At 41.9% G+C, this 13,018-nt stretch carries 11 protein-coding genes; 9 read left to right on the top strand and 2 right to left on the bottom strand.

Features of this window, described 5'->3' with window-relative positions; translation table 11 throughout:
* Positions 1-487 precede the first annotated feature (487 nt).
* The 4 genes from qoxA to qoxD are packed head-to-tail and all read left to right on the top strand — an operon-like array spanning position 488 to position 4,429.
* Positions 488-1,444: a cytochrome aa3 quinol oxidase subunit II gene (qoxA, locus tag MHI23_RS17740; RefSeq protein WP_087977856.1), complete on the top strand. Its 957-nt coding sequence runs from the start codon at positions 488-490 to the stop codon at positions 1,442-1,444.
* Positions 1,445-1,471: 27 nt separating this feature from the next.
* A complete protein-coding gene (gene qoxB / locus MHI23_RS17735) occupies positions 1,472-3,430 on the top strand; it encodes a cytochrome aa3 quinol oxidase subunit I (RefSeq protein WP_024423835.1) in 1,959 nt (652 codons plus the stop codon).
* Positions 3,430-4,047, top strand: a complete 618-nt coding sequence (qoxC, locus tag MHI23_RS17730) for a cytochrome aa3 quinol oxidase subunit III (RefSeq protein ID WP_024423834.1) — start codon at positions 3,430-3,432, stop codon at positions 4,045-4,047. Before qoxB ends, qoxC begins: the two co-directional genes overlap by 1 nt.
* Before the next feature lies 1 nt (position 4,048).
* On the top strand, positions 4,049-4,429 hold the full coding sequence (gene qoxD, locus MHI23_RS17725) for a cytochrome aa3 quinol oxidase subunit IV (protein WP_012011667.1): 381 nt from the start codon (positions 4,049-4,051) through the stop codon (positions 4,427-4,429).
* 77 nt (positions 4,430-4,506) lie between these two features.
* On the opposite strand, the gene MHI23_RS17720 is transcribed toward qoxD, so the two are convergent.
* Entirely contained in the window at positions 4,507-4,770 is a 264-nt protein-coding gene (locus MHI23_RS17720; protein WP_008345491.1) for a spore morphogenesis/germination protein YwcE, read from the bottom strand.
* Between the two features lie 477 nt (positions 4,771-5,247).
* Here MHI23_RS17720 and MHI23_RS17715 point away from each other — a divergent pair, with 477 nt between their 5' ends.
* From MHI23_RS17715 to MHI23_RS17705, 3 genes are all read left to right on the top strand, one after another.
* Entirely contained in the window at positions 5,248-6,459 is a 1,212-nt protein-coding gene (locus MHI23_RS17715; RefSeq protein ID WP_024426424.1) for an FtsW/RodA/SpoVE family cell cycle protein, read from the top strand.
* 110 nt (positions 6,460-6,569) lie between these two features.
* Positions 6,570-7,319 (top strand): oxygen-insensitive NADPH nitroreductase, encoded by a 750-nt coding sequence (nfsA, locus tag MHI23_RS17710; RefSeq protein ID WP_039182366.1) that lies wholly within the window; start codon positions 6,570-6,572, stop codon positions 7,317-7,319.
* Between the two features lie 56 nt (positions 7,320-7,375).
* Positions 7,376-8,377, top strand: a complete 1,002-nt coding sequence (locus MHI23_RS17705; protein WP_080780785.1) for an LLM class flavin-dependent oxidoreductase — start codon at positions 7,376-7,378, stop codon at positions 8,375-8,377.
* A 320-nt stretch (positions 8,378-8,697) separates the two neighbouring features.
* Here the strand turns inward: MHI23_RS17705 and MHI23_RS17700 are convergent, their stop codons facing one another.
* Positions 8,698-11,124 (bottom strand): S8 family serine peptidase, encoded by a 2,427-nt coding sequence (locus tag MHI23_RS17700; protein WP_024423830.1) that lies wholly within the window; start codon positions 11,122-11,124, stop codon positions 8,698-8,700.
* 500 nt (positions 11,125-11,624) lie between these two features.
* Here MHI23_RS17700 and MHI23_RS17695 point away from each other — a divergent pair, with 500 nt between their 5' ends.
* Both MHI23_RS17695 and MHI23_RS17690 read left to right on the top strand, forming a co-directional pair.
* The gene (locus MHI23_RS17695) at positions 11,625-11,903 is read left to right on the top strand and encodes a hypothetical protein (protein ID WP_024423829.1); all 279 of its coding nucleotides are present in this window, start codon (positions 11,625-11,627) and stop codon (positions 11,901-11,903) included.
* Between the two features lie 52 nt (positions 11,904-11,955).
* Positions 11,956-12,789, top strand: a complete 834-nt coding sequence (locus MHI23_RS17690) for a PRD domain-containing protein (RefSeq protein WP_024423828.1) — start codon at positions 11,956-11,958, stop codon at positions 12,787-12,789.
* Positions 12,790-13,018 lie beyond the last annotated feature (229 nt).

Raw genomic sequence — 13,018 nt, 5'->3', positions numbered from 1 at the left:
TGCTGGAAGTCATTTAGCGGGATTCCACATATTCATCATGATTGCCAATTCTTACACCGCATAGTCAGAGGATCGATACTTTCTTTTCTTGTCAACTTGCGTTAAAATAAGTAAGGTTTTTGTTGAATGTGGGGATACCTATTTTGAAATTGTTTACCTAGATAAAATTTCATTAAGTTAAATTGAAATTTGACCAAACTTTTTTATTGTGGTAAACCTAAATTTGACAAAGTTCTTGATTGTTTGTCCTTTGCCTTCAACTCTCAACTTTTCAAAATCCTAGAAATTTATTGTGTGTGCAATAATATAAATTTATGTCGAATTTATGACATTTTGAGAGAAATCTGTTGAAAAATAAATGAACTTTTGAAAAAAGGGAAGCTAACTCTAACAGATTTTGATAGCATTACAAAGGGAAGAAAAGTTTTCGAAGGCAGATGGCTTTTCACAATTATTCAGCAATTTATACATTATTTAAGGAAGGATGGTGATCTTCTTGTTCAGAGCCATTAAACCTATGCTTTTATTAGCGATGCTCGTGAGTGTTTTTGTATTAGGAGGTTGCAGCAATATCGCTGTTTTAGATCCTAAAGGACCAGTCGCAGCACAACAAAAAGACTTAATCCTTTTATCTATTGGATTCATGCTCTTTATCGTTGGTGCGGTATTTGTACTGTTTACCATCATTTTGGTTAAATACCGTGAGCGTAAGGACGTTGGAAACGCCTCTTATAACCCAGAAATACACGGGAATACGCTTCTAGAAGTTGTCTGGACAGTGATCCCAATATTAATCGTTGCTGCTCTTTCGATTCCAACTGTAAAAACAATTTACTCTTTGGAAGAGGCACCTCAAGCAACAAGCCATAAAGATCCACTCGTCGTTTATGCGACAGCTGTTGATTGGAAATGGATCTTTAGTTATCCAGAGGAAAATATTGAGACAGTGAACTACTTAAACATTCCAAAAGATCAGCCGGTTTTATTCAAAATCACTTCCGCTGATACAATGGCATCACTATGGATTCCTCAGCTAGGCGGGGAGAAGTATGCGATGGCTGGAATGGAAATGGAACAATATCTTCAAGCTGATGAAGTAGGCACATACCAAGGAAGAAACGCCAACTTCACAGGCGAGGGCTTTGCTCAGCAAAAATTCAAAGTCAATGCGATGACGCAGTCTGACTATGATAAATGGGTAAACAAAACGAAGAAAGAAGCACCAAAGTTAACGAAGAAAACGTATGACTACTTGATGCTTCCTGATGCTGCAGATGTGCAGACATTCTCATCAACACATTTATCCTTTGCGAAGCACGGAGAAGATTCTGAATATGCACTCCAAGCACGCAAACGTTTAGGTTATCAAGCAGTTTCTCCGCATTCCAAGACAGATCCTTTCGAGAATGTGAAGAACTATAAAAGAAAATTAGAAACAGAATAAACTGACTAAGGAAAGGAGGAGGCCGTTATGCATTTAAAATGGGATGAGTTTTTTGTAACTGGAGACCCATTAATTCTTGGTGCGCAAATTTCTATCGCTCTCACTTCCATTGCCATCGTGTTTGTTTTAACCTACTTTAAAAAGTGGAAATGGCTTTGGAAAGAATGGCTGACATCAGTTGATCATAAAAAGCTTGGAATCATGTATATCCTTGCTGCTGTGATTATGTTCTTCCGCGGTGGGGTAGACGGACTGATGATGCGCGCGCAGCTGGCGCTTCCTAATAATACGTTTTTAGATTCAAACCACTATAATGAAATCTTTACAACGCATGGTACGATCATGATTCTATTCATGGCGATGCCATTTTTAATTGGTTTAATCAACGTCGTTGTTCCTCTTCAAATTGGTGCACGTGACGTTGCATTCCCTTATTTGAACAACCTTAGCTTCTGGACATTTATGGTCGGAGCAATGCTGTTCAACATTTCCTTCGTTATTGGAGGATCACCAAGTGCAGGCTGGACGAGTTACATGCCGCTCGCCGGAAATGATTTCTCACCAGGACCTGGACAGAACTACTACTTGCTCGGGCTCCAAATTGCAGGTATTGGTACACTTATGACAGGTATTAACTTCATGGTGACCATCTTAAAAATGCGTACAAAAGGTATGACACTTATGCGTATGCCAATGTTTACATGGACAACATTGATTACGTCTGTCATCATCGTGTTTGCATTCCCTGTACTAACAGTTGCTTTAGCACTTATGACATTTGATCGTTTATTCGGTTCTGCATTCTTTACACTCGAAGCAGGCGGTATGCCGATGCTTTGGGCGAACCTTTTCTGGATTTGGGGACATCCTGAGGTATATATTGTTATCCTGCCGGCTTTCGGTATTTTCTCAGAAATCTTTGCGACGTTCTCAAGAAAGCAGTTGTTTGGTTACAAAGCGATGGTTGTATCAATTGTGGCAATCTCTGTTCTTAGTTTCCTTGTGTGGGTTCACCACTTCTTTACAATGGGGAACAGTGCAGCGGTTAACTCATTCTTCTCGATTACAACAATGGCGATTTCTGTACCAACAGGTGTGAAAATCTTTAACTGGCTCTTTACGATGTATCGAGGCCGTATCAGCTTTACATCACCAATGCTTTGGGCACTTGGTTTCATCCCGAACTTCGTAATCGGTGGTGTAACTGGGGTTATGCTTGCGATGGCAGCTGCGGATTACCAGTACCATAACACGTACTTCCTTGTATCCCACTTCCACTATGTATTAATCGCAGGTACTGTATTTGCTTGTTTTGCTGGTCTTGTTTTCTGGTATCCAAAAATGTTTGGTTACAAGTTAAACGAAAGAATCGGCAAATGGTTCTTCTGGGTATTCATGATCGGATTTAACATCTGTTTCTTCCCGCAGTACTTCCTAGGACTGCAAGGAATGCCAAGACGTATTTATACGTATGGACCAGAAGATGGCTGGACTGCACTCAACTTTATTTCAACAATTGGTGCATTTATGATGGGTATCGGATTCATCATCCTTTGCTACAACATTTACTACAGCTGGAGACACTCAAAACGTGAAGTGTCTGGAGACAGCTGGGGAGAAGGACGTACACTTGACTGGGCGACATCTTCTGCAATTCCGCCGCATTATAACTTTGCAGCACTTCCAGAAGTGACAACACCAGATGCATTCCATCATTGGAAGCAAAACAATGTGGACGTTCATCCTGAAAAAGAATTCAAGAAAATTCACATGCCGCATAATTCAGGCAGACCGCTGATCATGTCTGCATTCTTTGGACTTGGTGCATTCGGTCTTGTATTTGAATGGTACTGGATTGGCGTTATTGGCTTAATCGGTGTATTCGCAACGATGATTTTACGTTCATTCGAGTATGACGATGGCTACTATATTCCTGTTGAAGAAGTCATTGAAACAGAGAAAAAGAATAAGGAGGCGCAGAAGTAATGGGACATAATGATAGCAGCTATGCAAATGCACCGCTTGAATATCAGTCTGAAACCGGACGTTTAAACATCCTTGGTTTCTGGATATTCCTTGGCGCGGAAATCGTGTTGTTCTCAACACTTTTTGCGACCTACTTTGTTCTACATGGCAGAACAGCTGGCGGCGTTTTACCAGCTGAGCTGTTTGATATGAAGCTTGTATTGATCATGACATTCCTGCTATTGGTTAGTTCATTTACATGCGGGATTGCTGTTCATGAAATGCGCCGTGGAAGTACAAAAGGGGTTGTCATTTGGACGATTCTCACACTGCTTCTAGGTGCAGGCTTCGTTGGATTTGAGCTTTTCGAGTTCTTCCATTATGTACATGAAGGTGCGAGCATCCATACAAGTGCGTATTGGTCTGCATTCTTTGTACTTTTAGGAACTCACGGACTACACGTATCGATCGGTATCTTCTGGATTACCGGGATCTTGTTCCAAATTAAAAAGCGTGGATTAACTCCACAAACAGCAGCGAAGATTTTCATCTCAAGTCTATACTGGCATTTCCTTGATGTTGTATGGATTTTCATCTTCACAGCTGTTTACTTGATCGGATTAGGGGGGCTTTTGTGATATGGCTGGAAAAACACATTCCTCAGCAGAGCACGAACACTTCCCTTGGAAACACGTAGTTGGCTTTATCCTATCCATTGTGCTGACAGTCTTAGCATTCTGGATTGCGATTGGAGCTGAAATTGGCAGTTCCGCAAAACTATGGATTATCTTTGGTTTTGCGTTCATTCAAGCATTCTTGCAGCTGTTCATGTTTATGCACATGACAGAGAGCGAAAACGGAACTGTTCAAGTCGGAAATACTTTGTTTGGTCTGTTCTGTGCGATTATCTTCGTCATCGGATCTGTTTGGATCTTTGCGGCTCACTACAGCCACGGAGAGAACAGTAAAGACGGGTATTCACCGTCTGCGCCAAAGCAGTCTGAGCATTCAGAGAAATAATAAAAAAACCACTCATCTCTTGAAGGTGAGTGGTTTTTATCATGATGGTGATAACGCTTCCAATAGTTGGGCGATATCTATCTGCTGCTGAATCTTTTGCGAATGAATGGAAGTCCGTAGATGAGGAACGCTGCAATGTGAGCCAAAATCACGTTAATGGCAAAGAATGCGATCATGAAGGTATGTCCTGCTGGAGATAAACTGCTTGTCATGTAAAGACCGAAGAAAATCCACATAATCATAATGGGTGGAATAGATGCTAATGCAATTTTTCTGTTTTCCAGCCATAAAAACAGGGGTGTAGCCGTTGCAATACATAGGTACGCAAAGAACATATCCATCGTATCCAACTCCTTTGTAAGTTGATATTCAAATCAAATGAGAGGTCAGGATGCAATTGTGTCTGTTTTTAGGAGATATTGTGAACATTTTGTTACAAGTATTATACCACAATTGACTTTGAAGTAAACGTAATAATTGGAAAATGGGCCTTATTCCATACAAAATGGTTTTATTCCTCTTTCCTCAGTGCAGCTTATGCTCGTTTGATGTTTACTTGTTATATTGCCACATAGGTCATTGAATTTTCCCCTTAAAATCTGTAAAATAAACTTTTTAAAGGACTTGAGATCGATTGAATGAAAAGTGTATAGAGGGATTTTTTCCTATTGTTAGGATGAAAAGTATTTCATTTTTTGAAAATTGAATGGAACCTTTCGGATGTATCTTCCGTCATATTTAAGGTGAGTTGATTTTGTGAAAATTTCAATCTAATATAAATAAGGGCTTTTATGTTTTGTAATAAGGGTGGTTAGTTCATGAACAAGCAGAATACATCTCCTTACTATCAAGGAGATTTGATTTTTATATTTTTAGCCTTCTTTGCCATCAGTATCATTGCGATTTATGCTGCGGGTCAATTTGGGCAGTACGGATCTAATGCATGGACCAGACAGATCATATACTATATGGTCGGAGTTATATGTATTGTTGCTATTAATTATTTTGACTTAGAGCAATTAGAGAAACTGAGCTTATATATATTTATAGGCGGCATTATGCTGTTAATTCTTCTGAAAATCGCTCCTGCACAAATCGGAGGTCATGATTTTGCCCCAATCAAAAATGGTGCAAAAAGCTGGTTTGTGTTACCTGGAATAGGGACATTTCAGCCCTCAGAGTTCATGAAAATTGGTTTGATTATGATGCTCGCATCTGTTATTGGAAAGTCTTCACCTAGAGGAAAAAGGACATTAGAGGATGATATTTTCCTTCTATTAAAAATTGCCGGCGTGGCAGCTGTACCAGTTGGACTGATCTTCTTGCAGGATGCAGGGACTGCGGCTGTTTGTATGTTTATTGTTGTGGTGATGGTGTTTTTATCAGGGGTGAATTGGAAACTGATTTCTCTCATCGGTTCAGTGGTTGTACTATTGGTTGCCGCTGTGTTAGCCGTCATCATTCTCTTCCCTGATTTTGCGAAAACAATCGGCATTCAACAGTACCAAATTAACCGGATTACCGCTTGGCTGCCTGATAGTTCTTCGGCAGCCAACCAAGCACAGACGCAGGATGCATCTGGATCTGATAAATATCAAGTAGAGCAGGCCATTATGGCCATTGGTGCAGGGCAGATTTTTGGGAATGGCATTAAAAACTTAAAGGTCTACGTTCCTGAAGCACAAACGGATATGATTTTCTCCATTATAGGTGAAGCCTTTGGCTTTATCGGCTGTGCGTTTGTTGTGATCATGTTCTTCTTCTTGATTTACCGGCTTGTTGTACTGATTGACCGTATCCATCCTTATAGCCGTTTTGCGTCATTCTTCTGCGTAGGATATACAGCATTGATTGTAATCCATACGTTCCAGAACATTGGCATGAACATAGGCGTGATGCCGGTAACAGGGATTCCACTCTTATTTATCAGCTTTGGAGGAAGCTCTGTCTTGTCCGTTCTCATTGGATTCGGGATCGCCTATAACGCAAGCGTTCAATTAACGAAATATCAAAGTTATTTATTTAAATAAAACGAGTAAGGGCAGTCTAAGTATAGGCTGTCTTTTTTTATGCGAGTTTTAATTTTTGAAAAGCCCTATGTCTTTGCCTTATGATAGAAGAAGTGAAGGAGGTCTTCGAATTGAACAAAACGATAGAAACCATATTAAATCATCGATCCATCCGTTCGTTTACAGACGAGCGTTTGACAGAAGAAGAGGTGCTGACACTGATCAAAAGTGCACAGGCTGCTTCGACATCAAGCTATGTACAGGCGTATAGTATTATTGGGGTGACAGATCAGGAGAAGAAGGCCAAGCTTGCTGAACTGGCTGGGAATCAGCCATACGTTGAGAAGAACGGGCATTTCTTTGTCTTCTGTGCAGACTTGAAACGCCATGATCATATTGCAAAAAAAGCAGGGAAGAATCATCAGGAGGCGCTTGAGAATACGGAAGCCTTTCTCATTAGCGTCATCGATGCGGCATTGGCTGCACAAAATGTCAGTGTTGCTGCAGAATCAATGGGACTTGGGATCTGCTATATTGGCGGACTGCGTAATCAGCTGAGAGAAGTCTCTGAAGTGCTTGAAACGCCATCTTATGTGCTGCCGTTATTCGGTCTGGCTGTTGGCCATCCAGCTAATCAGTCGTCACAAAAGGAACGGCTGCCAGTTGAACTCATATATCATGAAAATTCATATCAGCAAGATGAAGCGCATGTGGATCGTTATTTAAAAGAATACGACGATCGTATTTCCGCATATTATGAAGCACGAACAAACGGTGAGAGAAAAGATACTTGGTCTGAGCAGATGCTGCGGGGCTTTAGCCAGCCAAAGCGTGCCTTCCTTGGAGAATTTGTGAAAGAGAAGGGCTTTAATCGAAAATAAATAAGATATCCCCCTTTCCATTAAGAGAGGGGGATTTCTGTAAGAGGTGCAGCATAATGAAATTAAGTATACTGGATCAATCTCCTTTGATAGGAGGCGCTACGCCTGCTGAAGCACTGAAGCAGACGGTTGAACTGGCGAAGCAGGCGGAGAAGTGGGGTTATCACCGTTTTTGGGTATCAGAGCATCATTTTTCAAACCGGCTTGCAGGATCGAGTCCAGAGGTGCTTCTCGGCCATTTATCAGCCGTTACATCGCACATACGCATTGGTTCTGGCGGCGTTATGCTCCCGCACTACAGCGCCTATAAAGTAGCAGAGAACTTCAGGGTCCTCGAAGCGCTGGCTCCTGGCAGAATCGATCTTGGGATTGGACGTGCCCCTGGTGGTATGCCTATTTCCTCCATTGCCCTTCATCATGGGGAGCGAAAGCGTCTAGGCGACCAGTATCCTGAGCAGGTAGAGGAATTGAAGGTCTATTTACATGATCTAGCGGATGAATTTTACCCGCTGCCTCATTTGACTGCTTCTCCGAAGGTAGAGACCGCGCCAGAAGTATGGATGCTTGGTTCTTCTGGAGGGAGTGCAAGGCTTGCGGCGAAAGCAGGTGCAGGCTACACGTTTGCGCTTTTTATTAATGGTGAAGGCGGAGAAGACTCTGTGGAGCAATATATCAACCGATTTGAACCTTCAGTATTCGGTGATCAGCCGCGTGTCAGTCTGGCAGTCTTTGTTTTATGTGCCGAAACAGAGGAGCAGGCAGAAAAACTGGCTGTCAGCTTAGATTTATCTTTACTTGCCAATGAACAGGGGCTGAATCTTGATGGCTTTCCTTCATATGAAGAGGCACAGTCGTATTCCTACAGTCCTTATGAACAAAAACGAGTGGCTGCCAATCGTCAAAGGATGGTCGTTGGAACACCAGCATCTGTGAAAAAGCAGCTGACCACACTCGCGAAGGCTTATCGGACAGATGAATTGATCGCTGTGACCATCACACATCACATGCAAGACAGGCTCACATCGTATCGTTTATTAAAAGAAGCCTTTGATGCATAACGTATGTATATTTATCGCCTGCGGAGCCAGTACAAGGGGAAAAGGAGCATCATGGTGAGGAAGAAGGCGGCTGACACCAGCAGGCTGAGCGGATAGATACAGGAAGCATAAACAGTCAGCTCGCATGCTTGATGAAAAGGACGAGGCTGCTTCATATGTAAAAAGGTTAGAAAATAAACCAATGTGATCGTCAGAAAAAAAGCAGTAAAAAAAGAAACGATCCATAGCCATATCAACATGAGTTTCTCTTTCCTCCATATATGATCGAAAAGCCTTGATGAGCTTATCCGCTCATACAAGGCTTTTCTTGTGATTCACATTTATTCAGGGTAAATTTCGAAAGGTTCCTTCGTTTGTACGGTATCTGATTTTCCTTTCAAACTTGCATACGCAAGCATTGTATACTCACCAGCTTCAAGCTTCTGGCCTTGATTGATTGTGCCATTCCATTTTACGCGGTGCTCTCCTTTATCAACATGTTGATAAACACCAGCTTCACCTAAAAACTCTCCATCGGTCGAGTAGACAAGGAATGCAAGGTTCTCAGCACCGCCAGGCAGGTAGCTGCTAATGACATAGCTTCCAGCACGATTGTCCGGCTCTACGGAAACAGAAGTGACGCGCGGATAATCAGGCTCTTTCACAATCAATAAAGTAGGGATTTCCGTGACCTTTCTGCCATTTTCGCGAATGGTGATGCTGCCTTGGTACGTCCCTTTTTTGGTTTTTCCGTAATTCACCTGTACTGCGGAAGTAAAGGATCCAGTGGAATTCCCTTTGACGGTGATTTTTTTCGTTCCGTTTGTACTAATGCCGCTGCCATTGAATTTGTAATCAATGGTATACGTTTTCGGTGCTTTTGAAAGGTTTTCTACCTTAAATTTCTTCGTTTTGATTTGAACGCCTTTTTCCTTTAAGAAAGTGCCGTATGAATAGCTCGCATCAGAAACGATAGAAGACGCTTGAAGTGATTCCATGATTCGAACGCTGCCTGTTCCTTGTGTGTTATGAGGGAATGGGCTGCCATTTGCGTCAAACAGTTTTTCTGCTGTATTCATCAGCAATGCTTTGATTTGTTCAGTTGAGTACGATGGTTTTGCTTGTTTGATGATCGCTGCAACTCCTGCCACATGCGGAGATGCCATACTTGTTCCTTGCTTAGAACCATATCCGTAAGGCTGAGAAGGATCATGCGTTGGGATCGTACTCACAATGCTGACACCGGGTGCTGATAAATCAGGCTTAATCATCCACGTATCCACAACCGGTCCGCGGGATGAGAAGTCAGCGACTTGCTCACTAAGTTCTTTGACAAATTGAATGGAGAAAGCCGTTGTATCGTTTCCAGCCTCAATGGCTTTGATAAGCGCTGTTCCTTCAGCTTTTGACAGCTTAATTGTAGGAAGTGCGAGACCTGGTACGTCGACTGGAATCTCTCCATCGGTATTGTTATACATCACAACGCCGATTGCACCAGCGGCTTTTGCATTGTCAACTTTATCCACAAAAGCAATGGCACCACGTTCAATCACGGCCACCTTTCCTTTAACATCGATGTCTTCAAATGCCTTTTCGTCACCGATTCCTGCTTGGACGAGTGTGACTTGTTTTTGGTCAAGCGCTTTTAAATCACTCTCTTGGTAGTAGCCCATGACTTTTGCTGTAGAATAATTCGGGAATTTCACATTGTAAAGGCTGTACGGAAGCTGAGTTGCCCCGACAGAAATGGCCTCTCTTGACGTGCCGGGAGAACCGACAGTCCAGTTATTAGGACCGCTGTTTCCATTCGAAGTAACAGCTACAACGCCTTCAGACATGGCCCAATCAAGTGCAATGCTCGTTGCATAATCAGGGTTATTGACACTGTTTCCAAGAGAGAGGTTCATGACATCTGCTCCGTCAGTAACAGCCCGGTCGATGCCTGCAAGAACGTTCTCAGTTGTTCCAGATCCACCTGGTCCAAGTACACGGTATGCAAGAAGCGTGGCATCCTTTGCGACCCCTTTAATTTGTCCATTTGCCGCAATCGTTCCTGCAACGTGTGTGCCGTGATCTGTGGATTCGCCTCTAGGATCTCCTTTAGGTGTCTCTTGCGGAGAATAATCATTATCAACAAAATCATAGCCTTTGTATAAACCGAAGTTTCCTTTTAAATCAGGGTGGGTATAGTCTACTCCAGTATCAATGACTGCGACTTTGACCCCTTTTCCAGAATAGCCGGCATCCCATGCTTTTGGTGCACCGATAAATGGAGCGCTCTTATCCATAAGCGGGGAGACATCTTCGTTTGGAAGCTGGATGCTTTCCTTTTTCACTTCATCGGTTTTATATGTAACATCCGGATAAACGGCTTTTACTCCATCAACTGCGAGCAGCTTCGGGATTTCGTTTGCAGGAAGTTTCATAGAGAAACCAGAGAAGACTTTTTCATATTCTTGACGAACACTCGCTTTATCTACCTCTTTGAGTGCTGCGTTCTTTACTTTTGTTCGAGATTTTTTGAGGGAGGCTTTTGTTTGTGCTTCGCCTTCTTGCTTGGCTTCAACTAAGGATTTTTCCTTTAATTCAACAATGACAGTGGTTTGTTTTCTCGAGTTGACATTGATTTCACCGAAGATTTCTGCTTTTTCTAGTTCCATCTTTTTGTTAGAGGGAGCAGCAGCAGCCTGTTGACCGGTAAAGAATGTGGATAAAATAAAAATAGTGGAGAACAATAGAACAGAAGAACGAGATATGACCTTTTTCATTAATTTTCCCCTTTCTAGCTGTGTTTTTAGGGAGATAGCCTTTCTTTTTGTGGATAAATAGGAAAGATTCACTGCCCGTTATTAAGTATTCAATACGTTGAAAACAATTCCTTTACTAAAATGGTCTTATTTTACATAGTTATAAAGAACTATTTTGTTTATAAAGTCGCACTTATTCACAAATGTCTGTTGATAACTCGATTATTCAGATACATATATGGAAAATAAAAAATTTACATACACAAAATCTAGTGAGAGGGTGTTGATATGTGGATAAACCCTGTTGATAAGGTGTGCTTATCTTTGGGATAGCGTGTGTATAAAATTTTCAATGAAACATCCAGGCACATGATGATCTTCTGCACTTTTCAACAAAACTTCTGAAAACTAGTTGGTTTTTTCACCCAGATTGTGACAAACCTCTCTTTTTTCTCGGGATATGATAGGAGCAGTTGTTTTGCTAGAGCTGCTAGATTCTAAGAAAAGCGGAGGGATGTTCAGTGAAGAAATTAAAAAGCTGGTTGAGCGTATGGTTTGGTTTCATGATGAATGTGCTTGTGAACCCTGGTGTGATGATGAAGAATCAAGGGTTTCAGGCGGCCGCGGCGGATGCCGGATTCTTTCAAGTAGTGAAAGAGAGAGAGCTGGAGAAGCTGGCAGAAGAACATAAGAAGAAACGCAGGGCAGAGAAGCGGTTTACTCAAAGTCTGATGATGCTTGAAGAGAAGACGATGCGAGAGGCGCGTGCTGGTCCGCTCTTACCTTTACAGAAAAAGTGAAACAGGGTAAAATCCCACTTAAGAAATGTTATCTGCTGGGAGAGGATACCCCTTGAAGATATATAAAATATTGAATAACAACGCAGTGGTTGTGAAGGAGGGCGATCAGGAGAAAATTGTGATGGGACCCGGAATTGCTTTTCAGAAGGGGAAAAATGACGTCGTTCCTCTTCAAAAAATAGAGAAAATCTTTGTTGTGCGTGAAGAAAATGAGAAATTCAAACAAATTCTTGCCACATTGCCAGAAGCGCATATTGAGGTGGCAGAGCATATCATCAGTTATGCAGAGGGGAAACTCATGATGCCGCTCAGTGATCACATTCACATATCACTGACTGATCATTTGTCCTTCGCCATTGAACGCCTTCAAAAAGGCATTGTGTTATATAATAAATTGCTTGGTGAGATCAAAGTCTTATATAAGCAGGAATATGAGATTGGAAAGTATGCCATTCGTTATGTAAAGGAGCGGCTTGGGGTTGAACTGCCGGACGATGAGGCAGGATATGTGGCACTTCATATTCATACGGCCAAAATGAATACGGAGTCCATGAAAAAGACCGTGAAATATACAACGATGATTAAAGAAATGATCGAGCATATTGAAAGCTATTTTCAGCATTCAATTGATGAGGATAGTATTTCCTATCAGCGGCTTGTGACACATTTGAGGTATGCATTAGGCAGGTTGGAATCGAATGAGGCATTTCAAATCATGGACGAAGACATGCTGATTTTTATCCAAACAAAGTATGATACGGCGTACCGGTGTGCACTTGGACTCGCTGATTTGTTAAAAGATGAATATGGACTTCATCTCCCTGAATCGGAGATCGGCTACATCACGCTGCATGTCCAGCGTCTGCAGGAAGCCGAATTGGTTTAAAATGATCGTGCCTGCATGCAGGCTTTTTTTTATGCACACTACTCTTATTAGTGTATATGGGTCATTGGATTTGAAAAAAGAGGTTGACGCATGTCACAGTCTTATACTATGATGAAAGCGTCATCAAAAATTGATATCGCGGGATTGTGACTGTCAGGCAGGCAAGACCTAAAATTTGCGTAACGAGGGGACGTGTATGTCCTTTACTCGTTGGTGAATTTTAGGTCTT

It is taken from the genome of Bacillus sp. FSL M7-0003, from assembly GCF_038628485.1.
GTDB lineage: Bacteria > Bacillota > Bacilli > Bacillales > Bacillaceae > Bacillus > Bacillus safensis.
This window is presented reverse-complemented; position numbering and strand designations above follow the sequence as displayed.